The organism is Streptomyces sp. NPDC088733 (genome assembly GCF_044751185.1).
In the GTDB taxonomy this organism is placed as follows: Bacteria; Actinomycetota; Actinomycetes; order Streptomycetales; family Streptomycetaceae; genus Actinacidiphila.
Genome location: NZ_JBIVLH010000011.1, coordinates 246,514 through 270,521 on the forward strand (window position 1 = coordinate 246,514; position 24,008 = coordinate 270,521).

General features: G+C 72.6%; 27 protein-coding genes. 9 read left to right on the forward strand and 18 right to left on the reverse strand.

Annotated elements, in window-relative coordinates; genetic code table 11:
- The first annotated feature begins 439 nt into the window (after positions 1-439).
- Positions 440-1,447, forward strand: a complete 1,008-nt coding sequence (locus ACIP64_RS22250; RefSeq protein WP_401589377.1) for a phosphatase PAP2 family protein — start codon at positions 440-442, stop codon at positions 1,445-1,447.
- Between the two features lie 108 nt (positions 1,448-1,555).
- Here ACIP64_RS22250 and ACIP64_RS22255 read toward each other — a convergent pair whose 3' ends face one another.
- The 3 genes from ACIP64_RS22255 to ACIP64_RS22265 all read right to left on the reverse strand — a co-directional run bounded on the left by ACIP64_RS22255 (position 1,556) and on the right by ACIP64_RS22265 (position 3,317).
- Positions 1,556-1,780, reverse strand: a complete 225-nt coding sequence (locus ACIP64_RS22255) for an I78 family peptidase inhibitor (RefSeq protein ID WP_401589379.1) — start codon at positions 1,778-1,780, stop codon at positions 1,556-1,558.
- Between the two features lie 219 nt (positions 1,781-1,999).
- Positions 2,000-2,389 carry a DUF779 domain-containing protein gene (locus tag ACIP64_RS22260; protein ID WP_401589382.1) on the reverse strand — a complete coding sequence of 130 codons (390 nt, stop codon included), beginning with the start codon at positions 2,387-2,389 and terminating at the stop codon, positions 2,000-2,002.
- A 4-nt stretch (positions 2,390-2,393) separates the two neighbouring features.
- Positions 2,394-3,317 (reverse strand): bifunctional DNA primase/polymerase, encoded by a 924-nt coding sequence (locus ACIP64_RS22265; protein ID WP_401589384.1) that lies wholly within the window; start codon positions 3,315-3,317, stop codon positions 2,394-2,396.
- Between the two features lie 241 nt (positions 3,318-3,558).
- Here ACIP64_RS22265 and ctaD point away from each other — a divergent pair, with 241 nt between their 5' ends.
- Positions 3,559-5,226 carry a cytochrome c oxidase subunit I gene (gene ctaD / locus ACIP64_RS22270; protein ID WP_401589387.1) on the forward strand — a complete coding sequence of 556 codons (1,668 nt, stop codon included), beginning with the start codon at positions 3,559-3,561 and terminating at the stop codon, positions 5,224-5,226.
- 7 nt (positions 5,227-5,233) lie between these two features.
- On the opposite strand, the gene ACIP64_RS22275 is transcribed toward ctaD, so the two are convergent.
- From ACIP64_RS22275 to ACIP64_RS22285, 3 genes are all read right to left on the reverse strand, one after another.
- Positions 5,234-6,517, reverse strand: a complete 1,284-nt coding sequence (locus ACIP64_RS22275) for a glycosyltransferase family 4 protein (protein WP_401589389.1) — start codon at positions 6,515-6,517, stop codon at positions 5,234-5,236.
- A gap of 193 nt (positions 6,518-6,710) precedes the next feature.
- Positions 6,711-7,217 carry a transglycosylase family protein gene (locus tag ACIP64_RS22280; protein ID WP_401589391.1) on the reverse strand — a complete coding sequence of 169 codons (507 nt, stop codon included), beginning with the start codon at positions 7,215-7,217 and terminating at the stop codon, positions 6,711-6,713.
- Between the two features lie 115 nt (positions 7,218-7,332).
- A complete protein-coding gene (locus ACIP64_RS22285; RefSeq protein WP_401589394.1) occupies positions 7,333-7,983 on the reverse strand; it encodes a transglycosylase family protein in 651 nt (216 codons plus the stop codon).
- A gap of 540 nt (positions 7,984-8,523) precedes the next feature.
- Here ACIP64_RS22285 and ACIP64_RS22290 point away from each other — a divergent pair.
- Both ACIP64_RS22290 and ACIP64_RS22295 read left to right on the forward strand, forming a co-directional pair.
- The gene (locus ACIP64_RS22290; RefSeq protein ID WP_401589396.1) at positions 8,524-9,309 is read left to right on the forward strand and encodes a hypothetical protein; all 786 of its coding nucleotides are present in this window, start codon (positions 8,524-8,526) and stop codon (positions 9,307-9,309) included.
- 177 nt (positions 9,310-9,486) lie between these two features.
- A complete protein-coding gene (locus tag ACIP64_RS22295) occupies positions 9,487-9,738 on the forward strand; it encodes a hypothetical protein (RefSeq protein ID WP_360906197.1) in 252 nt (83 codons plus the stop codon).
- Between the two features lie 22 nt (positions 9,739-9,760).
- On the opposite strand, the gene der is transcribed toward ACIP64_RS22295, so the two are convergent.
- The 5 genes from der to aroH all read right to left on the reverse strand — a co-directional run bounded on the left by der (position 9,761) and on the right by aroH (position 14,218).
- On the reverse strand, positions 9,761-11,218 hold the full coding sequence (gene der, locus ACIP64_RS22300; protein ID WP_401589398.1) for a ribosome biogenesis GTPase Der: 1,458 nt from the start codon (positions 11,216-11,218) through the stop codon (positions 9,761-9,763).
- 75 nt (positions 11,219-11,293) lie between these two features.
- Complete coding sequence (locus ACIP64_RS22305; RefSeq protein WP_401589401.1) at positions 11,294-11,953, reverse strand: lysophospholipid acyltransferase family protein; 660 nt, start codon at positions 11,951-11,953, stop codon at positions 11,294-11,296.
- On the reverse strand, positions 11,950-12,639 hold the full coding sequence (gene cmk, locus ACIP64_RS22310; RefSeq protein WP_401589404.1) for a (d)CMP kinase: 690 nt from the start codon (positions 12,637-12,639) through the stop codon (positions 11,950-11,952). Before cmk ends, ACIP64_RS22305 begins: the two co-directional genes overlap by 4 nt.
- A gap of 134 nt (positions 12,640-12,773) precedes the next feature.
- The gene (locus tag ACIP64_RS22315; protein ID WP_401589407.1) at positions 12,774-13,859 is read right to left on the reverse strand and encodes a prephenate dehydrogenase; all 1,086 of its coding nucleotides are present in this window, start codon (positions 13,857-13,859) and stop codon (positions 12,774-12,776) included.
- Positions 13,856-14,218 carry a chorismate mutase gene (gene aroH, locus ACIP64_RS22320; RefSeq protein WP_401589409.1) on the reverse strand — a complete coding sequence of 121 codons (363 nt, stop codon included), beginning with the start codon at positions 14,216-14,218 and terminating at the stop codon, positions 13,856-13,858. The genes ACIP64_RS22315 and aroH overlap by 4 nt, the downstream gene beginning before the upstream one ends.
- A gap of 110 nt (positions 14,219-14,328) precedes the next feature.
- Here aroH and ACIP64_RS22325 point away from each other — a divergent pair, with 110 nt between their 5' ends.
- The 5 genes from ACIP64_RS22325 to ACIP64_RS22345 all read left to right on the forward strand — a co-directional run bounded on the left by ACIP64_RS22325 (position 14,329) and on the right by ACIP64_RS22345 (position 17,229).
- Positions 14,329-14,691, forward strand: coding sequence for a DUF952 domain-containing protein (locus tag ACIP64_RS22325; protein WP_401589412.1), 363 nt, complete (start codon positions 14,329-14,331; stop codon positions 14,689-14,691).
- A gap of 88 nt (positions 14,692-14,779) precedes the next feature.
- Positions 14,780-15,439, forward strand: a complete 660-nt coding sequence (locus ACIP64_RS22330) for a hypothetical protein (RefSeq protein WP_401589414.1) — start codon at positions 14,780-14,782, stop codon at positions 15,437-15,439.
- A gap of 69 nt (positions 15,440-15,508) precedes the next feature.
- The gene (locus tag ACIP64_RS22335) at positions 15,509-16,105 is read left to right on the forward strand and encodes a DUF6529 family protein (protein ID WP_401589417.1); all 597 of its coding nucleotides are present in this window, start codon (positions 15,509-15,511) and stop codon (positions 16,103-16,105) included.
- Entirely contained in the window at positions 16,102-16,506 is a 405-nt protein-coding gene (locus ACIP64_RS22340) for a Rieske (2Fe-2S) protein (RefSeq protein WP_401589419.1), read from the forward strand. The genes ACIP64_RS22335 and ACIP64_RS22340 overlap by 4 nt, the downstream gene beginning before the upstream one ends.
- An 18-nt stretch (positions 16,507-16,524) precedes the next feature.
- Entirely contained in the window at positions 16,525-17,229 is a 705-nt protein-coding gene (locus ACIP64_RS22345; RefSeq protein WP_401589420.1) for a DNA polymerase beta superfamily protein, read from the forward strand.
- Here ACIP64_RS22345 and ACIP64_RS22350 read toward each other — a convergent pair.
- The 7 genes from ACIP64_RS22350 to ACIP64_RS22380 form a co-directional block, all read right to left on the reverse strand.
- The gene (locus ACIP64_RS22350; RefSeq protein WP_401589499.1) at positions 17,194-18,177 is read right to left on the reverse strand and encodes an ADP-ribosylglycohydrolase family protein; all 984 of its coding nucleotides are present in this window, start codon (positions 18,175-18,177) and stop codon (positions 17,194-17,196) included. The genes ACIP64_RS22345 and ACIP64_RS22350 overlap by 36 nt on opposite strands.
- Positions 18,178-18,197: 20 nt before the next feature.
- On the reverse strand, positions 18,198-18,974 hold the full coding sequence (locus ACIP64_RS22355) for a DNA polymerase beta superfamily protein (protein WP_401589423.1): 777 nt from the start codon (positions 18,972-18,974) through the stop codon (positions 18,198-18,200).
- 106 nt (positions 18,975-19,080) lie between these two features.
- The gene (locus ACIP64_RS22360) at positions 19,081-20,148 is read right to left on the reverse strand and encodes a pseudouridine synthase (RefSeq protein ID WP_401589425.1); all 1,068 of its coding nucleotides are present in this window, start codon (positions 20,146-20,148) and stop codon (positions 19,081-19,083) included.
- Positions 20,148-20,807: an SMC-Scp complex subunit ScpB gene (scpB, locus tag ACIP64_RS22365; RefSeq protein ID WP_401589428.1), complete on the reverse strand. Its 660-nt coding sequence runs from the start codon at positions 20,805-20,807 to the stop codon at positions 20,148-20,150. The genes ACIP64_RS22360 and scpB overlap by 1 nt, the downstream gene beginning before the upstream one ends.
- Entirely contained in the window at positions 20,800-21,948 is a 1,149-nt protein-coding gene (locus ACIP64_RS22370) for a segregation and condensation protein A (RefSeq protein WP_401589431.1), read from the reverse strand. The genes scpB and ACIP64_RS22370 overlap by 8 nt, the downstream gene beginning before the upstream one ends.
- A gap of 60 nt (positions 21,949-22,008) precedes the next feature.
- The gene (locus ACIP64_RS22375; RefSeq protein ID WP_401589433.1) at positions 22,009-22,656 is read right to left on the reverse strand and encodes a hypothetical protein; all 648 of its coding nucleotides are present in this window, start codon (positions 22,654-22,656) and stop codon (positions 22,009-22,011) included.
- Positions 22,641-23,723 carry a ParA family protein gene (locus ACIP64_RS22380; protein ID WP_360906182.1) on the reverse strand — a complete coding sequence of 361 codons (1,083 nt, stop codon included), beginning with the start codon at positions 23,721-23,723 and terminating at the stop codon, positions 22,641-22,643. The genes ACIP64_RS22375 and ACIP64_RS22380 overlap by 16 nt, the downstream gene beginning before the upstream one ends.
- Positions 23,724-24,008 lie beyond the last annotated feature (285 nt).

Below are 24,008 nucleotides of genomic sequence, written 5' to 3' on the forward strand. Positions count from 1 at the left end.
GAACCCAGCGACGAGGGCGAGTGAAATCGACACACTACGCGAGTCCCGTGGACGGGTGGGGGGCACCCGTCACCGTTCCGACGTGGTCCCCGTCACGCCCGATGCGCGCACGGCGGACCTGCCGGACATGTCCGGCCGCCGGACCGGAGCCGCCCGGTGACCAACCGTGATCATGAACGGCAGGCAAACGCCGCGGCAACTCATGGGGAGAGCTTCCGGCCATCACCGATAAACCGGTCGAGAAAAATCGAACACGGGATTTCCTGTGATCGATCGGAGCATCTTCCAAACGTGAAATCCAGGAGTTCGCGCATTTGGCTCAATGCACCCCGCGGGTGTACCTCCAATGGGTGCACTGAGACGCAGTCCACATCACATCGTCATTACGAAGGGCCCCTTCAGGCCGAACTCACCCATCACACGCTGTAACGTCGATTGAGTGCGTACCGATGACAAGCTTCGCCGCCCGGCGGAGCCCGAGACAGCCCAGGCGCTCCCGCGCATGAGCCGAACACGCGGACTGCTGTTCGGTTCGACGCTGGTGGCGTATGTGGCCATCGTCGTAGCCGTGCTGACCACGTCCAAGCTCGTGACCTTGGACTGGCAGGTCATGATGTTCCGGCCGTACAAGCAGTGGCCGCAGGTCCACGCCTTCCTCGACTACTTCGTCGTCCTGGGCCAGCGCGGCCCCACCGCCGTGATCGTGGCGGTCTGGCTGGGCTGGCGCGCCTGGCGGCAGCGCACCCTGCACCCGCTGCTCGTGCTGGGCACCTCGCTCCTGCTGCTGAACGTGACCGTGGGATCGGTGAAGTACGGGCTGGGCAGGCTCGGCCCCCACTACGCGACCACAGCGGGATCCGCCGAGCTCTTCGCCGGCGGCGATATATTTCCTTCGGGCCACACCGCCAATGCCGTCGTGACCTGGGGCGTTCTCGCCTATCTGGCCACCACCCCATGGGTTCGCCGGGTGACCTCGGTCATCGCGGCGCTGCTCGCCCTGGGCGTCGGCATGACCACCATCTACCTGGGCACCCACTGGGTCAGCGACGTGCTGCTCGGCTGGGCCGCCGGCCTGCTGATCCTGCTGGCGCTGCCCTGGTTCGAGCCCCTGATGGCCTCCTCCGAGCAGTGGATCACCAGCGCCTGGGCCCGCCGCCGGGGCACCTCCGTGCTGCCCGCCACCATCCGGCCGGTCAGCCCCGCCATGGCGGCCCCGCAGGTCGCGGAGGACTCCGAGGCGGACCGGGACAGCCTGGTGGTCAGCGGCCGCACGCCGAACGCGGCGCCGGGGGTGGCGCACCACGCGGTCCGTCCGCACGCCACCCGCCACGAGCGCAGCCCGGTCACCCCGGCGGGCAGCCGCAGGCCGCCCGCCGAACGCTCCACCACCCGGCAGGGCCCGCTCGGGCAGAGCGGCGCGGGCCGCGGCCGCGGCACCACCGGCTGACCACCCGGGGGCCGCTGCGCACCCGGCACTCCCCGGCCTCACGGCGACGGCCTCGGCACCCCCTCTTCGGGGTGCCGAGGCCGTCGCCGTACGGGGGCGCGGAGCGCGTCAGCCGGCCCAGGATCGGGTCACCCGGCCGCCGTCGACGGTGAGGTTCAGCCGCCCGGCGCGGTACTCCATGGTGATGATCGCGCCCGGCGGGAGGGAGCGGACCGTGGTCCAGCCACGCTCCGTGGCCCGGCGCTCGGCCTCGTCCGCCGCGAGGCCGACATAGGCGTCCGGCGGGTCCTGGGGTTGCGGTGCGTGGGGCGTGCCGCCCGGGTCGTCAGCCATATGAGCCACGGTAGGCGCATACGAGCCGTGACGGAAGACACGCCGACGCGCCGTCGTCACACTTCTGTCACAGAATGCCGAGACTCGTTTGGCGTGCACCGTTCACACTGTCGGCATCCCGCTTTCCCGTCACCCCTCGAATTCACGCCGTCCGGGGCCGATAAAACCGGCTCCAGGAGTCCCGGAATTACCGGAAACAGCCCTCACACTTCCCTCACATCACATCCCCAGAGCCGCCAGCTCTTCGTCGGTCAGCAACCGCGACCGAATGAGAAACCGGTTGCCGGTGGGCGCCTCCAGCGAGAAGCCGCTGCCGCGTCCCGGAACCACATCGATCGTCAGATGCGTGTGGCTCCAGTACGCGAACTGATCCCGCGACATCCACACCGGCACCGGGTCGATGCCCGGGACGCCGAGATCGCCCAGGTGCACGTCGGAGTCCCCGGTGAGCAACTCCCCCTGCGGATAGCACATCGGCGAACTGCCGTCGCAGCAGCCGCCGGACTGATGGAACATCAACGGGCCGTGCTCCTCCGCCAGGCGCCGCAGCAGCCCCGCGGCGTCCTCGGTGATGGCGACCCGTCCGGCACTCGATACGGTTGAGGTCATGCCGTCAGCGTGCTCCCGCGACGCCCCGGCCGCCAGACCCCCGCAGCACATGTCTGCGCGCCGAGCCCACTGTGGCGGCCGCCTCGCGCTCCGGCAGACCGGTACGCACGGCGGCGCCGACCATCTCGGCGGCCACGTCCTCGCCGTGGCCGTTCTCGAAGGCCCGGCAGGCGGCCCAGAACAGCCGCTCGTTGCGCTCCCCCTCCAACGAGTCGAGAACGAAGCGGATCAGCGGGCCCGCCGTGCCGCCGCCCGCGCGCTGTGTCTTGCCGGCCTCGGCGGCCCTGGCGGCCCCCGCGCGCGCCGCCCACGGTTTCGGTGACGGCGTCATGAGCAGCCGCAGCAGCCGCCGCGGCACGGCGGCGGGCGGCATCGACGCCGTCGGCGGGTCCCAGCGGTAGCGGCCCGCGGTGGTGACCGAGCCCGGGCCCACCAGATAGCCGCCGCTGCCGCGTACATCGATCCCGCGGCCCAGCCGGCTGACGGAGTTCGGGACGACGACCTCGGCCGGGCCGGTGAGCCACAGATGCCGTCCCCCGCTCGGGGTGAGCACCGTACGCGTCCACGGCACCGCGAAGCCCTGACGCGCCGCAAGGTCGACCAGATCGGCGAGACCGTCGGCGCCGCCCTTGCGGTCCAGGTCGAGACCGATCAGATAGTGCGGCGGGCGGCCGCAGGCGATCCCGTACCCCGAGGCCCAGGGCGCAGCCGCGAACAGTTCGGCGATCCGCACGGGGTCGGTGGAGGCGTCGTGCACCCCGTGGCCGAACCGCCCGCACTGGCCGCGGCACATCCCGCCGCCGGTCTCACCGCGGTGCGGCGAGCGCACGGCCGGCAGTTTGGTGCGGGACAGCGGGATGACCGGGAAGCCGCGCCGGGCGGCCGCGAGCGCGCAGGCGAGCGCGCGGTGGAAGTCCGGGTGCGTCACGGGGTGCCCCCCTCGCTGCGCTACAGCATGACATCTTTATCGTACTTTCGTTCGACGCCGTGCTCAATGGGGCGCGGAGCAGTCCGGAATCGGTCCGACGCGCGCACCCGCCCGTCTCCGCACGCCTCCGCGCGCCCCCGCGGCCGTGCCGCGCGCGGTGGGCGAGGCGCGCCGTCCGCGCGCCCGCCCCGGGCTACGGTGCACACACCGGCAGGAACTCCGATCACGAGGGAGCGCGCGGATGGGGACGTACGCGGCGCCGGCCACCGACGAGCGGGTGCGGACACCGCGGCGGCCGGGACGTGTGGCGGTGGACTGGCTGACCACCACCGACCACAAGAAGATCGGGCACCTCTACCTGATCACCTCGTTCTGCTTCTTCCTCGCGGCGGGCGCCATGGCGCTGCTGATGCGTGCCGAACTGGCCCGCCCGGGGCTGCAACTGATGACGAACGAGCAGTTCAACCAGTTGTTCACGATGCACGGCACGATCATGCTGCTGCTCTTCGCGACCCCGACCTTCGCGGGCTTCGCGAACGAGATCATGCCGCTGCAGATCGGCTCCCCCGATGTCGCCTTCCCCCGGCTGAACATGCTGTCGTACTGGCTGTTCCTGTTCGGCGGTCTGATCGTGCTGGCCGGCCTGCTCACGCCGGACGGCGGCGCGTCGTTCGGATGGTTCGCCTACGCGCCGCTGAACAGCCTGACCCGATCCCCCGGGATCGGCGCCGACATGTGGATCATGGGGCTGGCGCTGGCGGGCTTCGGGACGATCCTGGGCGCCGTCAACTTCGTGGCGACCATCGTCGGGATGCGGGCGCCGGGCATGACGATGTTCCGGATGCCGGTCTTCACCTGGAACGTGCTCTTCACCTCGGTCCTGGTGCTGATGGCGTTCCCCGTGCTGGCGGCCTCGCTGCTCGTCCTGGAGGCGGACCGGCACTTCGGGTCGGTGGTCTTCGACGCGGCGAACGGCGGGGCGCTGCTGTGGCAGCACCTGTTCTGGTTCTTCGGCCACCCGGAGGTCTACATCATCGCGCTGCCGTTCTTCGGCATCATCACCGAGATCCTGCCGGTCTTCTCCCGCAAGCCGGTCTTCGGCTACACCACCCTGATCGGCGCCACGATGGCCATCACCGGGCTGTCGATGGTGGTGTGGGCGCACCACATGTTCGTCACGGGCGCGGTGCTGCTGCCGTTCTTCTCCTTCACCTCCTTCCTGATCGCGGTGCCGACCGGGGTGAAGTTCTTCAACTGGATCGGCACCATGCTCGGCGGCTCGCTCTCCTTCGAGACGCCGATGCTGTGGGCGGTGGGCTTCCTCGTGAGCTTCCTGTTCGGCGGGCTGACGGGGGTGATCCTGGCCTCGCCTCCGCTGGACTTCCAGGTCAGCGACTCGTACTTCGTCGTCGCCCACTTCCACTACGTGGTCTTCGGGACCGTGGTGTTCGCGATGTTCGCCGGCTTCTCCTTCTGGTGGCCCAAGTTCACCGGGAAGATGCTCGACGAGCGGCTGGGGCGGATCCACTTCTGGACGCTGTTCGTGGGCTTCCACACCACCTTCCTGGTCCAGCACTGGCTGGGGGTGGCGGGGATGCCGAGGCGGTACGCCGACTACCTGGCGGCGGACGGCTTCACCGTGCTCAACACGGTCTCGACGATCGGCGCGTTCCTGCTGGGCATCTCGACGCTGCCGTTCCTCTGCAACGTCTGGCGGACCGCGCGGCACGGCGCGAAGGTCGAGGAGGACGACCCGTGGGGCTTCGGGCGGTCCCTGGAGTGGGCGACCTCCTGCCCGCCGCCTCGGCACAACTTCACGGCGCTCCCGCGGATCCGCTCCGAGTCCCCCGCCTTCGATCTCCACCACCCGGCCGTGGCACGGCGGACGGCGCCGTCGGACGCGCGGTGACCGGCGGCTACGTCGCCCGCTTCGCCGGCGGCCTGACCCGCCGGACGGCGCGCTTGGCGGCGTCCTTGGCCGCGTAGGCCGCGCCGAGCGCCAGCGCTCCGGCGTGCCGGCCGGCGCCGCGCACCCGGCCCGCGGCGCCGGTCCTGCGGTCCAGCAGCTCCTGGAAGAGGCCGATGTACACCTCGGCGACCCGACCCGGGTCGTACCGGGCGCCCTTGAGCAGGGCGGCGCGGCCCATGCGCTTGCGCATCTCCTCGTCGTTGATCAGCCGCAGCAGCGCGGAGGCCATGGCGTCGATGTCGCGGGGCGGCACCAGCAGTCCGTCCACTCCGTGCTCGACGATCTCCCCGGGGCCGAGCGGGCAGTCGGTGCTGACCACGGGGAGGCCGACCCGCATGGCCTCGACGATCGTCATGCCGAAGGACTCCAGCGTGGAGGAGACGGCGAGGATCGAGGCCTTGGCCATCTCGGGCTCCATGGGTGACACCGGTCCCATCAACCGGACGGTGCCGCCCAGTTCCAGCTTCTCGACGAGCCGGGCGAGCGACGCGCGGCGGTCACCGGTGCCGTACAGGCGCAGGCCCCAGTCCGGGCGCTCCGCCCTGACCTTGTCGAAGGCCCGGATGAGGTCCTCGTACCGCTTCACCGCGGCGAGCCGGCCGGCCGCGACGACGAATTTCGCCTGCAGGGCGCCGGGGGTGATCCCGGGGTCGGGCACGCTGTTGGGGACGGACCGCACCACGACCCCGGGGAGCCGGAGTCTGCGCCGGTAGGCGTCCGCGTCGGACTCGGTGGTGGTGATCACGGCGTCCAGGCGCGGGTAGAGGCGGCGCAGCACGAGCCGGAGCCGTACCGAGTGGGTCTCCAGGGTCAGGTGCTCCTGGGCGACCCGCACCGCGCGGCGCGGTGCCTGCCGTGCGACATGGACGTTCAGTCCGGGCCGGGTGCCGATGACGACGTCCGCCTCGAGCGCCGCGAGGTGGGCGGCGATGCGCTCGTCGGTGAGCGCGCTGTAGAGCCCGTGGCGGGCGTCCGCGGCCGGGAAGACCACGGCGGGCCACTGGGCGAGCGGGTGGTCGCCGTCGTACGTCCCGCTCGTCCTGCGCAGGTCGACCAGGTGGCGCAGCCGCACGCCGGGGTCCAGCCGCAGCGCCGGCTCCTCCCGGTGCCGGAAGACCGAGACGATCTCCACGTCGTGCCCGCCGGCGGCGAGCGCGGCCGACAGGTTGAAGGTCGTGCGGATCGTGCCGCCGATGCCGTACCCGTTGTGGATCAGGAATGAGATGCGCATGCGTCCCCGTCGTCGTCGCGGCTGCCGCGGACCGTCCGTCCGCTCAGGCAGGAAGACCGCGAACGGGAGGGCCGGGTTGCCGGTCGTCGCATCCTTCCCCCGGAGCCGTGACGAATCCGACAGCCGTCGCAGCGCGATCTATCGTTCGCCCCATGTTTGCGTACCGGAAAGGCACTTGTCGGCCGGCACCCGGCTACGGCAGGCGGATCAGCGTCCCCGGGGCGAGCGGGGCCAGTGGCTCGGGGGCGACGGTCGCCTCGTTGAGCCGGATCAGCTCGGCGGCGCCGCCGGCGACGGAGAAGCGCTCGGCGACACTCTGCAGGGTGTCGCCGGGCTGGACGGCGTGCGCCCGCCCGTACAGGCCCAGCTTGCGCGAGCAGGTCGGCCAGGCCTGCCAGCCCTGGCTGCGCAGGATCGCCTCCGCCACGGTGATCTGCCCGTCGGCGGTGGCCAGGTCGGCCCGGTCGGCGAAGTCCAGTCCGCCGAACGAGACCCAGGTGGGCTGGTAGATCTGCAGGCCGCCGTAGAAGCCGTTGCCGCTGTTGGCGTCCCAGCGGCCGCCCGACTCGCACTGCGCCACGTCCTGCCAGACCGGGGCGTGCGCGACCGGGTCCGCGACCGCCCGCCCGGCCACCAGGGCGGGCCACAGGGCGAGCAGGACGAATACGGCGGCGCGACGGCGAGGGGACGTGGGGGACATGGGGGCACGCTAGGCACCGCGCGGTGGAGGCCGCCGTCCGCCGCGCCCGGGGGGCACGACGCCCACCCGGTCGGAGCACGACCGGGCGGGCGCGGTGCGGACGGGTTCCGCGGCCTCAGACGGAGAGCCGCTGACCGGGGTGGATCAGGTTCGGATCGGCGCCGATCACGGACGCGTTGACCGCGTACAGCTTCTTCCAGTTGGTGCCGTGGTCGGCCGCGATGCGGCTGAGCGTGTCACCGGGCCGGACACGGTAGTTGCCGTGCCCCTCGACCCGCTGGTGCCCGCGGTCGCTGTGCCGCGGGGCGGAGTGCCCCGACGCCGCGGGGGCCTTGGCCGCGTTGGACGGCTTGGCCGGCTTGGATGCCTTCGGCGCCTTGCGGGCCGCCGGGGCCGAACCGCCGCCCGGCGCGCTGCCGTACGCCCCCGCACGTGCGGAGCAGGTCGGCCAGGCTCCCCAGCCCTGCGACCGCTGCACCTTGGTGGCGACGGCTATCTGCTGCTCCCGGCTCGCTCCTGCCGCGGTCGCCGCATAGGCGGTGCCGCCGTAGGCGCGCCAGGTACCGGCCGAGAACTGAAGTCCTCCGTAGTACCCGTTGCCGGTGTTGATGTGCCAGTTCCCGCCGCTCTCGCACCGTGCGATGCGGTCCCAGACCCCGCTGTCGGCCGCCTTGGCAGGCCCCGCGGCGGCCAGCAGGGCCAGCGGGGTCAGCGCGGCTGCGCCGGCGAGCAGTGCGGTCTGTCGGTACTTGGCGTTTACGGCCATGGAATCCCTCTCCACGGACCCGGGGTTCCCCCATGGCGCCGCACATGCCGTGCGGCCCCCGGCGGACGACGGCCCCGCGCATTGGACGCGGTGCCCCGTCCCCCTCGCTCGCTGAACGGCGGTTCACTGATCCGCCGTCACCCTCCGTACGAGCTCTCCCGGGTGGTGCTCTCTGCACACGGCGGGCAAATCTAGGCAGCGCAACCCCCTGTCGCCAAACAAATCCCCTTTCCTGCAGGCCAGTTGATGGTTACCTGGAGTAAGGCCGCATTCAGGACACCCGATTGATCGGGCTTTATCAGCGCATGTCAACACAGGGAATATGCGCCCTGTGACGTCTTTCACATGCACACCGGGCCCGGGAGGGGCCATCGTTGGACAAGGAGTGACCGGCTCCGCACGGCCGTTCACCCTGTGCACGCAGCAAGAGCAGTGCGAGCGAACCAACCCGTGACTCCCGCCACAGATCGGCCGTTGTCACTGTGTGCCGGGCAGGGCCCGGCAAAGGAGCCTGTAGCCGTACATTCCAAGGAGGCTTTCGTGCCGCCCATGCTCGACGTCAGCGACGAGGTACGAGCCGAGATCGGCGATGAGGAGGCGGCTCGCCTGCTGGCCGGCGACAGCGCGCCGGGCACGTATGACTGCACCTCCTGCCGCACGCCGGGAGACACCTCGACGGAGCGCACCAGCACCGTGCTCTTCGTCGGCGAGGAGACCGCGGTGCTCGCCTTCGCGCACGCCACGTGCATCCCCTCACAGGTCGTGCCGGTCTCGGAGGAGCAACTGCAAGGCGCCGTGGAGAGCATCTCCGGCAGCCAGGCGCCCGGTCCGGCCGGCGCCGCGCCGCGCCAGGCGGTGCTCGGCATCACCTGCGGCCTGATCCTGATCAAGGACCAGGTCTGCCCGGCCCTGGTCATCGAGCCCACCGGCCCGATCGCCCGGCCGGGCGAGAACAGCCCCGGCGGCCCCGGCGGCTTCGGCGATGATTTCCTGCCGATTCTGATGGAGCAGGGCTTTGTGCCGGTCGGCGACCTCACCACGCCTCCCGCCCCGCTGCCCGGATGGTCCGTGCTGCTCGCCATGGGCCAGCTGCACGCCATCCTCCAGCCCGGCACGGCCGGCGCGTGGTGGCAGGCGCATCAGCCGCTCGCGGTGAGCGAGGGCTGGCGCGCGGCCGTCAACAAGTCCAACGAGGTGTACGTCTACGCCGCCCCGCACGGCACCATCGGCCAGCAGCCCCGCGAGGACCTGCTGCGCGAGGCACTGGAACGGGCGTGCGGGCGCGGAGTGCTCGTCGCGGCGACGATGCCCCTCTCCGGCACCTGATCCGACCGGTCCCCGTCAAGGCGCGTACGGAAGTCCGTACGCGCCTTTGGCCTGTGCGGGTGCATATGCGTAATTCATCCGTACGAACCGCATCCCGCGACATTTGCCGGTCGTTGGCACGACGTGCACACCTTTGACGCTTCCTCACGAGCCCCGTACCGCAGCCCGATCCCCCCCATGCGCACTGCGCAGGAGGCGTCCACGAGCGAGGGCACGCCGATCTACGACGCGCTCTACTCCGAGTACCGAAGGTTGTTCCGCACCCTCCCCGGCGACCGCACGGGTGAGGAGGAACTGCAGTTCAACGGCTTCGGCCCGCGGCATCTGCCGTCGTCCGCCGCCTACCGGGCGGGGCGGCACCGCACCCATCTGACGGAGCCCGCGGCGCTGCCCCCCGGCCTGCCGAACAACCGCCTCGGGGGCCTGTGAGACAGGCCCCCGAGGCGGGGCGTCACTTCTTGCGGCCGCGCTTCTCGCGGACCCGCACCGACACCTGGATCGGCGTCCCCTCGAAGCCGTACTCCTCGCGCAGCCGCCGCTCGACGAAGCGGCGGTAGCCCGCCTCCAGGAAGCCGGAGGCGAAGAGCACGAACCGCGGCGGCTTGGTGCCGGCCTGGGTGCCGAAGAGGATGCGCGGCTGCTTGCCGCCCCGGATCGGGTGGGGGTGGGCGGCGACCAGCTCGCCCAGGAAGGCGTTGAGGCGGCCGGTGGGGACCCGGGTCTCCCAGCCGGCGAGGGCGGTCTCGATGGCGGGGACGAGCTTCTCCATGTGCCGTCCGGTCAGGGCGGAGACGTTCACCCGCGGTGCCCACTGCACCTGGACGAGATCCTTCTCGATCTCGCGCTCCAGGTAGTAGCGGCGCTCCTCGTCCATCATGTCCCACTTGTTGTAGGCGATGACGATGGCGCGGCCCGCCTCGACGGCCAGCGAGATGATCCGGGTGTCCTGCTCGGCCAGCGTCTCGCTCGCGTCGACGAGGACGACGGCGACCTCGGCCTTCTCCAGGGCCGCGGCCGTGCGCAGCGAGGCGTAGTAGTCCGCGCCCTCCTGGAGGTGGACCCGGCGGCGGATACCGGCGGTGTCCACGAACTTCCAGGTCTTCCCGCCGAGCTCGATCATCTCGTCGACCGGGTCGCGGGTGGTGCCGGCCATCTCGTTGACGACGACACGCTCCTCGCCCGCCACCTTGTTGAGCAGGGACGACTTGCCGACATTCGGGCGCCCGATCAGCGCGACCCTGCGAGGGCCGCCGATCGTGTTGCCGAAGGTCTGCATGGGGGCCTCGGGCAGCGCCTCCAGGATGGCGTCCAGCAGGTCGCCGGTGCCGCGGCCGTGCAGCGAGGAGACCGCGAACGGCTCGCCGAGGCCCAGGTTCCACAGCAGCGCCGCGTCCGCCTCGCCGGAGGGGCCGTCGACCTTGTTGGCGCACAGCACGACCGGCTTGCCGGCCCGGCGCAGCAGCTTGACGACGGCCTCGTCGGTGTCCGTGGCGCCGACCGTGGAGTCCACGACGAAGACCACCGCGTCGGCGGCCTCGATCGCGAACTCGGCCTGCGCCGCGACGGACGCGTCGATGCCGAGCACGTCCTGCTCCCAGCCGCCGGTGTCGACGACCTTGAAACGGCGCCCGTTCCAGGTGGCCTCGTAGGTGACGCGGTCGCGGGTGACGCCGGGCCGGTCCTCGACGACCGCCTCGCGGCGGCCGATGATCCGGTTCACCAGGGTCGACTTGCCGACATTCGGCCGGCCGACGACGGCGAGCACCGGCAGCGGGCCGTGGCCCGCCGCCGCCAGGTCACCGGCGACGTCCTCGAGGTCGAAGCCCTCCTCGGCGGCGAGTTCCATGAACTCGGCGTACTCGGCGTCGCCGAGCGCGCCGACTTCGCCGTACTCGTTCTCGATGTCCATGAAAGCTTCTCCGTCGATCGTCAAATGTGCGGGGCCCGGCAGGGGCCGTCTGCCCCAGTGTGGATCAGGCCGGCGCTACGACACGCGGCCCGTGCTGCGCCGGGCGTGGTCCAGATGGGCGGTCAGGTGCTTCTGGATGCGCTCCGTGGCCGCGTCGAGCGCGGTCCGGGTGCGGCGTCCGCTGCCGTCCCCGGCCTCGAAGGGCTCGCCGAAGACGATGTCCACCTTGCCGCGGAACGGCGGCAGGCCGCGGATCAGCCGACCCGGCCGGGTCGTGCCGAGCACCGCGACCGGCACTATGGGCGCGCCGGAGCGCACCGCGAAGTAGGCCAGGCCCGCGCGCAGCTCCGCGAAGTCGCCCTCGCCCCGGGTGCCCTCCGGGAAGATGCCGAGCACCCCGCCGCGCTCCAGCACGCCCAGAGCGGTTGTCACGGCGGTGCGGTCGGTGCTGTGCCGGTCCACCGGGAGCTGGCCGATTCCGCGCAGGAACGGGTCCAGCGGACCGATGAACGCCTCCTTCTTGATCAGGAAGTGCACCGGGCGCGGGGAGGTCCCCATGAGCACCGGGCCGTCCACGTAGTGCGCGTGGTTCACCGCGAGGATCACCGGGCCCGAGGCGGGCACCTGCCAGGCGCCGAGCACCCGGGGGTGCCACAGGCCGTTGATGATCCCGATGCCGAGGCGGCGGCCTACGGCCACCCCCTTCGGTCCCGGAACCCTGGACGCGCCGGTCACGAAGCGTCCCGCTTCTCCCCGATCAGGGCGACGATGCGGTCGATCACCTGGTCGAGGGTGAGGTCGCTGGTGTCGACCTCGACGGCGTCCTCCGCCTTCGCCAGCGGGGAGGTCTTGCGGCCGGAGTCGGCCGCGTCCCGGCGGACGAGGGCGGCCTGGGTGGCCGCGAGGTCCACCGCGCCGTTGCCGGCGGCCGTCAGCTCGCCGCCGCGGCGGGCGGCGCGGGCCTCAGGCGACGCGGTGAGGAAGACCTTGAGGGTGGCGTCCGGCAGCACCGTGGTGCCGATGTCCCGGCCCTCGACGACGATGCCGGCCGCTGCGCCCGAGGCCGCCGAGCGCTGGAGCTCCACCAGCCGCGTGCGCACCTCCGGCACCGCGCTCACGGCGCTCACCGCGCCGGTGACCTCCTGGGTGCGGATCGGGCCCGAGGCGTCCGCGCCGTCCACCGTGATCGTCGGCCCGGACGGATCCGTACCGGAGATGATCACCGGCTTCTCGGCGGCCGTGGCCACCGCGGCGGAGTCGCCGACGTCCACGCCGTTGCTCAGCATCCACCAGGTCATCGCCCGGTACTGGGCACCGGTGTCGAGGTAGCTCAGCCCGAGCCGGGCCGCGACCGCCTTCGAAGTGCTGGACTTGCCAGTGCCCGAGGGGCCGTCGATCGCGACGATCACCGGATTCGACACAGTCGGGGGACCTTCCTTGTACGCGGAGCCTTGTGCTGCTGGCGAACGCCATCCCCACAAGGTTACCGGGCCACCCATTCGGCTCCGTACCACGTTTGCCGCCCCGCCATGGGGAACCCGCGCGGGGCCCGGGCTCAGGCCCGCAGATTCCACCCCTTCTCGCGCAGGGCGGCGGACAGCCGGGCCGCGGCAGCGGGCTCGACCATGAGCTGGACGAGGCCGGCCTGCTGGCCGGTGGAGTGCTCGATGCGGACGTCCTCGATGTTGACGCCCGCGTGCCCGGCGTCGGCGAAGAGACGGGCCAGCTCGCCCGGCTGGTCGCCGATGAGCACGGCGACGACCTCGTAGGCCTTGGGCGCGGAGCCGTGCTTGCCGGGCACCTTGGCCTGGCCCGCGTTGCCGCGGCGCAGCAGGTCCTCGATGCCGCCCGCGCCGGCCCGGCGCTTGGCGTCGTCGGCGGACTGCAGCGCCCGCAGCGACTCCACGGTGTCGGTCAGGTCGGCGGCGATCTCGGCGAGGACGTCGGCGACCGGCCCCGGGTTGGCCGAGAGGATGTCGATCCACATGCCGGGCTCGGAGCCGGCGATGCGGGTGACGTCGCGGATGCCCTGGCCGCACAGCCGCACCGCGCTGTCCTCGGCGTTCTGCAGACGCGCGGCGACCATGTTGGACACCAGGTGCGGGGTGTGCGAGACGAGCGCGACGGCGCGGTCGTGCGCCTCGGCGTCCATGACCACCGGCACGGCGCGGCAGAGCGCGACCAGCTCCAGGGCCAGGTTCAGGACCTCGGTGTCGGTCCGCGGGGTCGGGGTGAGCACCCAGGGGCGGCCCTCGAAGAGGTCCGCGGTGGCGGCCAGCGGGCCGGAGCGCTCCCGCCCGGACATCGGGTGGGTGCCGATGTACGAGGCCAGGTCGCAGCCGAGGGCCTCCAGGTCGCGGCGCGGCCCGGCCTTGACGCTGGCGACGTCCAGGTAGCCGCGGGCCAGGCGGCGGCGCTGCGCCTCGGCCACGGTCGTGGCCACATGGGCCGGCGGCACGGCCACGATCGCCAGGTCGACCGGGCCGGCGGGCGGCTCGTCGGTGCCCGCCCCGAGGGCGGCGGCGGTACGGGCGGCGCGCGGGTCGTGGTCCTCCAGGTGCACCTCCACGCCGCGCGCGGCCAGCGCGAGCGCGGCGGAGGTGCCGATGAGGCCGGTGCCGATGACGAGGGCGGTCCTCACTGGGCGATGTCCTTGCGCAGGGCGGCGGCGGCGCCGAGGTAGACATGGGAGATCTCGCCCTTGGTGAGACCGCTCTCGACGTGCGCGAGGATCCGGACCACCCGGGGCATCGCGCCGGTGATGTCGAGCTCCTGCGAGCAGATCAGCGGCACGTCGGTGATGCCGAGCTTGCGCGCGGCGACCGCCGGGAAGTCGCTGTGCAGATCGGGCGTGGCCGTGAACCAGACACTGATCAGGTCGTCCACCGCGATGGCGTTGCGTTCCAGGATCGCGGTGAGCAGTTCCGCCACCTGTCCGTGCATGTGCTCCGCGTCGTCCCGCTCCAACTGCACGGCTCCGCGGACCGCTCGTACCGCCACGTCCCTGCTCCCTGTGTCCTCGCCCCGCACGTACCTGGTCAGCGTAGTCGCGGCGGCCCGGACGCGGCGGACACGCCCGTCCCGCGAGACGGGCGCGGTACAACTTGGGCATGATCTACCACCTCGTTCCCCTGGACGACTGGCTGCGCGACCCGGACCGGCCGTACGCCCCCTCGTCGCTCGCCGAGGACGGCTTCGTCCACTGCTCGCCCGACGAGGACGTGACCCTCGCGGTCGCCGACGCCTTCTACCGGCGCACGCCGGGCCCGCTGATGGTGCTGCTGATCGACGAGCGGGCGCTGGAGGCCCGCGTGCTGTGGGAGGAGGCCGAACCGGCGCCGCCGCCCGGCGTCCCGCCGGAGACCCGCTTCCCGCACGTGTACGGGCGCATCAACCGCAGCGCGGTGGCCGGGATGCTGGAGGTGCGCCGGGACGGTGACGGCCGGGCGGTGGCGCTCGCGGTGTGGTCGTAGGCGCCGTTATGTCCGAATACGCCCTGGACGCGGGGCGGGGAGTCCGCTTCCATGGTGCCCGGGCCGCACGGCCTCGGGGGAGGCGGACATGCAGCGTTCCGGACCGCTCTACACGCTCCTCGCCGGGCTGGCCCTGGCGCTGATCATGCTGTCGCTCAACGCCACCACGGGGGACGTGGCCTCCTCGGCACCCGCCCCCTCCTCGGCGTCTTCGGCGTCTTCCGCGCCCTCGCCGTCGTCGCCCCCGACGGCGCCGCCCTCGCAGGCCCCCTCGACCCGCGGCGCCCCGCCCGACGCCGACTACGCCGGCCGCACCGCCGACGGCGCGGCGAGCGTCGCCGTCGCCCTGCGCAAGGGCAAGGCGATCGCCTACGTCTGCGACGGCCGCACCAAGGAGGCGTGGCTGCGCGGCGACGTCCGGGACGACGGCACCCTGCGGCTCACCGGCGACCACGGCGCCCGTCTGGAGGCCACCCTGCGCTCCACCACCATCAGCGGCGACGTCGAACTGACCGGCCTGCGGCAGCCCTTCCAGGCGCGCAAGGCGGTCAAGCCGTCCGGCCTGTACCGGACGACGGCCTCGGTGCGCGGCGCCAGGGTCGTCGGCGGCTGGATCGTGCTCCAGGGGGGCGCGCAGGTCGGGATCGTCTCGCGCGACGGCGAGCCGTCCGCCGCGCCTCCGATCGACACCGGGTCCGGCGCGGTGACCGTCGACGGCGAACGGCTCACCGCACTGCCCATCCCCTGACCGTCCGACCGTCCCCACGTGCCGTCCGTCCCCACGTGTTCGTCCCGCAGGCAGGAGCAGGAGCGCCCCATGAGCGTGGACCCGAACGCCGCCACCACGTCCTTCCCGGTGCCGCCGCCGCGCGGCGGCGGTCTGCGCGCCGCCGCCGTGTACCTCGTGCCCGCCCTCACCGCCGCCGCGGTGGGGGTCGGGCTGGGCGCGTACGGCAGGCTGCACGACCCCGCGGGCACCGCCTTCAACCTCGCGGGCTTCTCCGGCACGGGCGCGGTCAAGTCGTGGCTCGCCACCTCGGCCTTCGCCTTCGCCCTCGTCCAGCTGGTCTCCGCACTGGCGATGTACGGCAAGGTGCCGGGGCTGCGCGCGCCGTCCTGGACCGGGGCGCTGCACCGCTGGTCGGGGCGGATCGCCTTCCTGCTGTCGGTGCCGGTCGCGGTGCACTGCCTGTACGCGCTGGGCTACCAGACCTACAGCCCCCGGGTGCTGTGGCACTCGCTGCTGGGCTGCTTCTTCTTCGGCGCCTTCAGCGCCAAGATGCTGCTGCTGCGCGCCGAACGGCTGCCGGGGTGGCTGCTCCCCGTCGTCGGCGGGCTGGTCTTCACCGTGCTGACCGTGCTCTGGCTGACCTCCGCCCTGTGGTTCTTCCGCACCAACGGGATCACGACATGAGGCGGCGTGCGCTGCTGCTGTCCCTGGCGGCGCTCGCGGGGTGCGCCAAGTACGGCGACGAGAACCCGCCGGCCGGTGCCGCCGGGTCGCCGCCGGCCGCGGGCGCGGGCGCGGGCGAGGTCCTGGTGCGGGCCGACGCGGTTCCGGTCGGCGGCGGCACGGTCCTCGCCGACCGGAGGATCGTGGTGACGCAGCCGGCCGCCGGCGAGTTCAGGGCGTTCTCCGCCGTCTGCACGCACCAGGGCTGCGTGGTGAAGGACGTCTCGGGCGGCACGATCAACTGCCCCTGCCACGGCAGCAAGTTCAAGGTCGCCGACGCGTCGGTGGCCGCCGGGCCCGCACCCCGGCCGCTCGACCCGCGGCCGGTCACCGTGAAATCCGGTGAGGTCCGGCTCGCCTGACGCGTACGATCGCGCCCCATGCGCGACCACGACCTCGTACGCCACCACACCGTCTACGCCTGCGTCATGGGCTCGCGGGCCTTCGGCCTCGCCACCGACGGCAGCGACACCGACCGCCGAGGGGTCTTCGTCGCGCCCACCGCGCTGTTCTGGCGCTTCGCCAAGCCCCCGACGCACGTGGACGGCCCCGCGCCGGAGCAGTTCTCCTGGGAGCTGGAGCGCTTCTGCGAACTGGCCCTGCGCGCCAACCCCAACATCCTGGAGTGCCTGCACTCCCCGCTCGTCGAGCACGCCGACGCGACCGGCCGGGAACTGCTGGAGCTGCGCGGCGCCTTCCTCTCCCGGCAGGTCCACGAGACCTTCACCCGCTATGCCATGGGCCAGCGCGCGAAGCTCGAAGGGGATCTGCGCAACCACGGCGCTCCGCGCTGGAAGCACGTGATGCATCTGCTGCGCCTGCTGGTCTCCGCGCGCGACCTGCTGCGCACCGGTGAACTGCGCGTCGACGTCGGTGACTTGCGGGACCGCCTGCTGGACGTCAAGCGCGGCGAGGTCCCCTGGCCGGAGGCCGAGGCCTGGATGAACCGGCTCCACGAGGAGGCGGCGGCCGCCGCGGCGCGCTCCCCGCTCCCGGCCGAACCCGACCGCGCGCGCGTCGAGGACTTCCTCGTGCGCGTCCGCCGGGCGTCAGCCGCCGTCCCAGAGGTCGCCGAGGGCCAGTAGCTCCTCGCGGTACTCGATCCGCGCCACCCACTCCCCGGGCCACGCCGCCAGGCCGAGGTGGGCGCCCGCGAACGCCCCCGTGAGGCAGGCGATCGAGTCGGAGTCCCCGGAGGTGCACGCGGCCCGGCGCACCGCCGTCAGCGGCTCGTCCGGGAAGAGCAGGAAGCACAGCAGCCCGGTCGCCAGCGCCTCCTCGGCGATCCAGCCCGCCCCGGTGGCCAGGCACGGGTCCGCCTCCGGGTCGGGCGCGGCGAGCGCCGCGTCCAGGCGGTCCAGGACTCCCAGACACTCGTCCCAGCCGCGGCGGACGAAGTCGTCGGGGCTGTGGTCGTGCGCGAACCGCCACAGGTCGCCGAGCCACCACTCGTGGTAGGTCCCGCGGTTCTCGTGCGCGTACGCCCGCAAGCGAGCGGGCAGTTCGGCGGGCGCCGCGCCCTGCGCGAGGACGTGCACGGCGTACGCGGTCAGGTCGCTCGCCGCCAGGGCCGTGGGGTGTCCGTGGGTCAGCGCGGCCTGCAACTGCGCGACGCCGGCCCGGTCGCCGGGCCTCAGCCCGGGGACGAGGCCCGCGGGGGCGACGCGCATGTTGGCCCCGCAGCCCTTGGAGCCGGTCTGGCTGGCCTCCTGCCAGCGCAGGTCCGGGTGGTTCAGCTTCTCGCAGGCGATCAGGCAGGTGCGGCCGGGGGCGCGGTTGTTGTCGGGCGAGTGGTACCAGTCGACGTACTCCTCCCGCACCGGCCGCGCGAGCCGGGACGGTGTGAGCGGGCCGCGGTCCACGGCGGTGCGCAGGCCGCGCCCGAAGGCGAGCGTCATCTGCGTGTCGTCGGTGACGAAGGCCGGGCGGGGCAGCTCCATGGCACGCCACGGGCCGCACTTGGCGAGGATCGAGGGGACGTCATTGAACTCGGTCGGGAAGCCGAGCGCGTCGCCGATGGCGAGACCGGCCATCGCGCCGGCGGCCGGCCGCCTCACGCCGCCGCCAGCCGGGTGCGGACCACCAGGTCGTGCAGCGCGTCGTACGCGGTCGGCTCCGCGGGCAGCCGGGAGGCCTGCTCGGCCTCGTCCAGGGCCGCCTGGAGCGCCTCGACGTCGGCGCGCGCGCGGCGCGGGTCGAGGTCCATGGCCAGGCCGTGCTCGGCGTGCGCCTTGTCCCGGATGAGGTCGCGGACGTATCCCGGTGCGGCCTGGAGCTCCAGCAGGGTCGGCAGATGGGCCTCGACGGTGCCGGTGCGCATGAGGTGGATGCCGGTCAGCAGGACGCGGAACGTGTAGAGCAGCGGCTTGAGTTCGCCGGTCTTCTCGTACAGCTCCCACTGGGTGCGGCCGAAGCCGCGGTAGTGGTGCGCGTGCCGGTGCGTGACGACGCCGGGCGCGAGGTCGACCAGCTGGGCGTGGACCCCGCTGGTGTGCACCACCAGCGGGGACAGCAGCTGCTCCAGCACATAGCCGTTGCGGCGCAGCATCAGGCGCGCGAACTTCAGCAGGTCGTGGGTGACCAGGTCGAGTTCGAGACCGTCCTGCTCCCACATCCGGGTCTGGGTCTCCTCCCCCTCCCGCAGCCCTATGAGTTCGGGCAGCGGCAGGAGGTGGACGCCGCGCACGTCCACGTCCGAGTCGTCGGAGGGGAAGCCGTACAGGTGCGCCCCCGAGACGGTGGCGAACAGCAGCCGGTGCCCCTGCCGGGCGAGTACCGGGGTGAGTTCGGGGAGCCCGGCTTCGCGCAGCCGCTCGGCGTGGATGGTCATCGCCCCATCCTTCCCGCAGGTGGGGCCTGCGGGAAAGTCTTTATGGGATGAGAAGTCGATCAGAAGATCTGCCGGTCTCCCGCGCACCCGCGGCCGGGCTCCGGGATCAGAGGTCGACCTCGCGCATGAGCATGCCGACCTCGGTGTTGGTCAGCCGCCGCAGCCAGCCGGACTTCTGGTCGCCGAGCGCGATCGGGCCGAAGCTGGTGCGCACCAGCTTGTCCACCGGGAAGCCGGCCTCGGCCAGCATGCGGCGCACAATGTGCTTGCGGCCCTCGTGCAGGGTCACCTCGACGAGGTAGTTCTTGCCGGTCTGCTGGACGACCCGGAAGTTGTCGGCGCGCGCCCAGCCGTCCTCCAGCTCGATGCCGCTCTTCAGCTGCTTGCCGATGTCGCGCGGCAGCACCCCGTTGATCGCGGCGAGGTAGGTCTTCTGCACGCCGTAGCGGGGGTGGGTGAGGCGGTGGGCCAACTCGCCGTGGTTGGTGAGCAGGATGATGCCCTCGGTCTCGGTGTCCAGCCGTCCGACGTGGAAGAGCCGGGTCTCCCGGTTGGTGACGTAGTCGCCGAGGCACTGGCGGCCGTCGGGGTCCTCCATCGTGGAGACGACGCCGGCCGGCTTGTTCAGGGCGAAGAACAGGTACGACTGCGTGGCCACGGTCAGCCCGTCGACGCGCACCTCGTCCCGGTCCGGGTCGACGCGCAGGCCCTGCTCGGTGACGATCGTGCCGTTGACCTCGACCCGGCGCTGCTCGATCAGCTCCTCGCACGCACGGCGCGAACCCATGCCCGCCCGGGCCAGCACCTTCTGCAGCCGCTCGCCCTCCTGCTCGGCGCCGGGGAAGGTCTTGGGCAGGTTCAGCTTGGGCTTGTCGTGCCGCGCCCGGTTGCGCTCCTCGATCTGCGCGTCCAGCTCCCGCGGACGCGCCGGGACGGACTTGCGCGGCTTGCCGGAGGCGCCGCCGGGCCGGCCGGCGCCGCCCCTGCCCTTCCCGGGCTCGCCGGGGGCACCGCCGCCGACGTCGTAGCGGCGCTCCTCGGGACGGGGCCGGCGCGGGCGCTTCTGCTGGTCGTCGCGCTCACCGCCGGACCTCGACCCGGGCGTACCACCACCGGCGCCCCGGTCGTTCCGGTTGCCACCGCTGTTCCTGCCGCTGCCGCTACTGCTTCGCATCAAGTTTCCGTCGTCGAGTCCGGGTCGAATGAGGGGACGCCCTCCAGGGAGTCCGCCTCGACGGCGTCCGCCTCCGGGAGGAAGGGCGCGAGCTCGGGCAACTCGTCCAGGCCGCGCAGGCCCATTCGCTCCAGGAAGTAGTTCGTCGTCCTGTACAGGATCGCACCTGTCTCGGGTTCCGTCCCACACTCTTCGACCAGACCCCGCTGCAGCAGGGTGCGCATCACACCGTCGCAGTTGACGCCGCGCACCGCCGAGACCCGCGAACGGGACACCGGCTGGCGGTAGGCGACGACCGCCAGGGTCTCCAGCGCGGCCTGCGTCAGCCGGGCCTGCTGGCCGTCCAGGACGAACTTCTCCACGGCCGGCGCGAAGGCGGGCCGGGTGTAGAAACGCCAGCCGCCGGCGACGAGCCGCAGGTCGAAGCCGCGGTTCTGGGCGGTGTACTCCCCGGCCAGCTCGCGCAGCGCGGCGGCGACCTCGCGGCGCGGGCGGTCCAGCACCTTGGCCAGGGCCTCCTCGGTCGCCGGCTCGTCCACGACCATCAGGACCGCCTCCAGCGCGGGGCGCAGCTCCAGGTCGGCCGTCGTGAGCAGCGCGGCGGGCGGCTCCCCGGCGCGCTCCCCGGGGGCGGTCCCCTCCGCGGATCCGTCAGTCATCCTTCCCGTCCTTCCTCGCCGCGGGGTCCTGGTCGAATTCGTCGGTGACGAGCGGCTGCTCCGGCGCGCTCTCGCCGCCCGTCCAGCGGACCTGGAGTTCCCCCAGGGCCTCTTCCTGGTCCAGTGCGACCGCCTTCTCGCGGTACAGCTCCAGCAGCGCCAGGAAGCGGGCGACGACCGTCAGCGTGTCCGGCGCGTCGAAGGTCAGCTCGCGGAAACTGGCCTCCCCGCGTTCGCGCAGCACGGCGATCACGTGCTCGGCCTGCTCCCGGACGCTCACCAGCGGCGCGTGGATGTGGTCCACGTACACCTGCGGCTTCGGCTTGGGCTGCATCGCCTTGACGGCGAGCTGCGCGAAGCGCTCCGGGCCGATGCTCAGCACCACCTCGGGGAGCAGTTCCGCGTGGTGCGGCTCCAGTCCCACGGTCCGGGGGTAGTACAGCGCCTCCGCCTCCAGGCGGTCCGCGAAGATCGCGGCGATCTGCTTGTACGCGCGGTACTGGAGCAGCCGCGCGAACAGCAGGTCCCGCGCCTCCAGCAGCGCCAGGTCCTCCTCGTCCTCGACCTCCGCGGCGGGCAGCAATCGCGCCGCCTTGAGGTCCAGCAGCGTCGCGGCGACCACCAGGAACTCCGTGGTCTGGTCCAGGTCCCAGTCCGGCCCCATGGCGCGGATGTGCGCCATGAACTCGTCCGTGACCTTCGACAGCGCGACCTCGGTCACGTCCAGCTTGTGCTTCGAGATCAGCTGGAGCAGCAGGTCGAAGGGGCCCTCGAAGTTCGCCAGCCGCACGGTGAACTTCCCGTCCCCCTCCCCCGCGGCCGCGGGCGCGCCCTCGGGGGCGTCCGGAGCCTCGTGGGGGGCTTCCGGGACGGCGGCGGGCGCGACGGGCGCGGGGACGGCGGCGGGGGCCTCAGGGACGGCCTCAGGGGCCTCGGCGGGGGCCGGGAGGACGACGGACGGCTCCGCGGGAGGCTCGGCGGCCGGCGCGAGGGGGGCCGGGCCGTCCGCGTCGGCGGCGCCGGGGGCCGCCGGGGTCACGGGCGCCGGCGGCTCCGCGTCCGGGGGCGGCGGAGCCGTGCCGGGACCGCGGCCCAGGAGGCGGCGGGAGCGGGAGGAGCTGGCGGAGTCGTCGGAGGGCATTCAGGTCCAGGTCGTGCTGCGGAGCCGTGCGGAGGACGGCACCGTATCGCGCCGGAGGCGTCAGCGGCCTCGGAGGCGGCGGACGAGGATGCTCGCGTCGCCGCGGGACTCCAGGTCGGCCAGGACGACGGCGACGGCCTCGCGGACGATGCGGCCCCGGTCCACGGCGAGGCCGTGCTCGCCGCGCAGGACGAGGCGGGCGTGCTCGAGGTCCATCAGCTCCTCGGCGGAGACATAGACCGTGATCTTCTCGTCGTGGCGCTCGCGGCCGCTGGGCCGGCGCGGTGCGCGCCCGGACTTGCGGCGCTGCTGCTGGGCCGGCTGCACGGGCTGCGGGGCGGCCGCGGAGGGGGACGCCGGCCCGGGTGGCCCGGCGGGCGGCTGGAGGGTGCGGCGGCCCGGCTGGACGGCCGGGGAGGCCTGTTCCGGCACGGGACGCGCGGCCGGGGCGGGTTCGCCGTCCCGGCCGGTGTGCTCGGCGGCCTCGGCGGGGGCCGCGGACTCCTGTACCGGTGCCTCCTCCGCCGCCTCAGGTTCCTCGGCGGCGGACGGGCCCGCGGGGGCCGGGACGGGCCTCAGGGGGCGGTCCGCGCTGTCACCGGGAGTCTCACCGTTGGCGTGCTGCCGCGGAGTCGAGGGCTGGAGCCCCCGCCCCCCGGTGGTCCGGAACAGTTCGTCGGCCCCCGGGAGACTCACTCGGCGTGACACCGGGCGAGCACCTCCCTGGCGAGCTGGCGATAGGCGGCCGCGCCCACCGAGTTGGACGCGTACGTGGTGATCGGCTCTCCGGCCACCGTGGTCTCCGGGAAGCGCACGGTCCGCCCGATGACGGTGTGGTAGACGTGGTCGTCGAATGCCTCGACGACGCGCGCCAGGACCTCGCGGCTGTGCACGGTCCGCGAGTCGTACATCGTGGCGAGGATGCCGTCCAGTTCCAGCTCGGGGTTGAGCCGCTCCCTGACCTTCTCGATGGTCTCGGTCAGCAGCGCGACGCCGCGCAGTGCGAAGAACTCGCACTCCAGGGGCACGATCACCTGGTGCGCCGCGGTGAGCGCGTTGACGGTCAGCAGGCCCAGCGAGGGCTGGCAGTCGATGATGACGTAGTCGTAGTCGGGCAGCAGCGGCTTGAGCGCGCGCTGCAGCGAGGACTCGCGGGCCACTTCGCTGACCAACTGCACTTCGGCGGCGGACAGGTCGATGTTGCTGGGCAGCAGGTCCATGCCGGGCACGGCGGTCTTCAGCAGCACCTCGTCGGCCGAGAGCCCGCGTTCCATCAGCAGGTTGTAGACCGTGACGTCCAGTTCCATCGGGTTGACGCCGAGACCGACGGAGAGCGCGCCCTGCGGGTCGAAGTCGACCAGCAGCACACGGCGGCCGTATTCGGCCAGTGCGGCACCGAGGTTGATGGTCGACGTCGTCTTGCCGACGCCGCCCTTCTGGTTGCACATGGCGATGATCTTCGCCGGGCCGTGGTCGGTCAGCGGGCCGGGGATCGGGAAGTACGGCAGCGGGCGGCCGGTGGGGCCGACGCGTTCACGCCGCTGACGGGCCGCGTCGGGCGCGAGGGTGGCCGCGTACTCCGGATCGGGCTCGTACTCGGCGTCGGGGTCGTAGAACTGACCGTCCTGCAGCTCTTCTTCGTAGTGCGCCATGGGAATCGGGGTGCGTGCCTCGTTGCCTTGGTTGCCTTGCCCGGGCCGGCGCGCCTCGAAGGTGCGGACGGCCACGGAGCCCACCGCCTCCAGCCTCGCGGAACCCTCGGCCTGAACGGTCATTCCTGGCTGACCACCCCCGGGAGCAAATGTCGACTCATTCACAAGTCGTCTTACCTCCTTGGTGACCAGGAAACTTCTCAATAGGTCAGCGTTGCAGCATGCCGACGGTTGGCGACTCTATGGCGTGTCGGTGGTTCACAGCAACACAATCCACCGGACACGGCACGATGTGTCGGCAACCGAACGCGCCGCTGTCAAGGGCGTAACGGGGTCGCCGCCGATGTTTCGCCGAGGGACGAATCGGCAAAACGGTATGGTTCCACGCGAACGGCCGGGCCTTGAACT

What these genes read in the sequence shown, in the direction of transcription:
- ACIP64_RS22360 (WP_401589425.1), bottom strand. Translation starts at nt 20,148, where the DNA reads ATGCGAAGCAGTAGCGGCAGCGGCAGGAACAGCGGTGGCAACCGGAAC.
- ACIP64_RS22260 (WP_401589382.1), bottom strand. Translation starts at nt 2,389, where the DNA reads ATGACCTCAACCGTATCGAGTGCCGGACGGGTCGCCATCACCGAGGAC.
- ACIP64_RS22275 (WP_401589389.1), bottom strand. Translation starts at nt 6,517, where the DNA reads ATGCGCATCTCATTCCTGATCCACAACGGGTACGGCATCGGCGGCACG.
- ACIP64_RS22350 (WP_401589499.1), bottom strand. Translation starts at nt 18,177, where the DNA reads ATGGCCGGTCTCGCCATCGGCGACGCGCTCGGCTTCCCGACCGAGTTC.
- ACIP64_RS22280 (WP_401589391.1), bottom strand. Translation starts at nt 7,217, where the DNA reads ATGTCCCCCACGTCCCCTCGCCGTCGCGCCGCCGTATTCGTCCTGCTC.
- der (WP_401589398.1), bottom strand. Translation starts at nt 11,218, where the DNA reads ATGGACATCGAGAACGAGTACGGCGAAGTCGGCGCGCTCGGCGACGCC.
- ACIP64_RS22370 (WP_401589431.1), bottom strand. Translation starts at nt 21,948, where the DNA reads ATGCCCTCCGACGACTCCGCCAGCTCCTCCCGCTCCCGCCGCCTCCTG.
- ACIP64_RS22345 (WP_401589420.1), top strand. Translation starts at nt 16,525, where the DNA reads ATGCGCGACCACGACCTCGTACGCCACCACACCGTCTACGCCTGCGTC.
- ACIP64_RS22330 (WP_401589414.1), top strand. Translation starts at nt 14,780, where the DNA reads ATGCAGCGTTCCGGACCGCTCTACACGCTCCTCGCCGGGCTGGCCCTG.
- ctaD (WP_401589387.1), top strand. Translation starts at nt 3,559, where the DNA reads ATGGGGACGTACGCGGCGCCGGCCACCGACGAGCGGGTGCGGACACCG.
- ACIP64_RS22325 (WP_401589412.1), top strand. Translation starts at nt 14,329, where the DNA reads ATGATCTACCACCTCGTTCCCCTGGACGACTGGCTGCGCGACCCGGAC.
- scpB (WP_401589428.1), bottom strand. Translation starts at nt 20,807, where the DNA reads ATGACTGACGGATCCGCGGAGGGGACCGCCCCCGGGGAGCGCGCCGGG.
- ACIP64_RS22285 (WP_401589394.1), bottom strand. Translation starts at nt 7,983, where the DNA reads ATGGCCGTAAACGCCAAGTACCGACAGACCGCACTGCTCGCCGGCGCA.
- ACIP64_RS22355 (WP_401589423.1), bottom strand. Translation starts at nt 18,974, where the DNA reads ATGACCATCCACGCCGAGCGGCTGCGCGAAGCCGGGCTCCCCGAACTC.
- ACIP64_RS22255 (WP_401589379.1), bottom strand. Translation starts at nt 1,780, where the DNA reads ATGGCTGACGACCCGGGCGGCACGCCCCACGCACCGCAACCCCAGGAC.
- ACIP64_RS22340 (WP_401589419.1), top strand. Translation starts at nt 16,102, where the DNA reads ATGAGGCGGCGTGCGCTGCTGCTGTCCCTGGCGGCGCTCGCGGGGTGC.
- ACIP64_RS22295 (WP_360906197.1), top strand. Translation starts at nt 9,487, where the DNA reads ATGCGCACTGCGCAGGAGGCGTCCACGAGCGAGGGCACGCCGATCTAC.
- ACIP64_RS22335 (WP_401589417.1), top strand. Translation starts at nt 15,509, where the DNA reads ATGAGCGTGGACCCGAACGCCGCCACCACGTCCTTCCCGGTGCCGCCG.
- ACIP64_RS22380 (WP_360906182.1), bottom strand. Translation starts at nt 23,723, where the DNA reads ATGACCGTTCAGGCCGAGGGTTCCGCGAGGCTGGAGGCGGTGGGCTCC.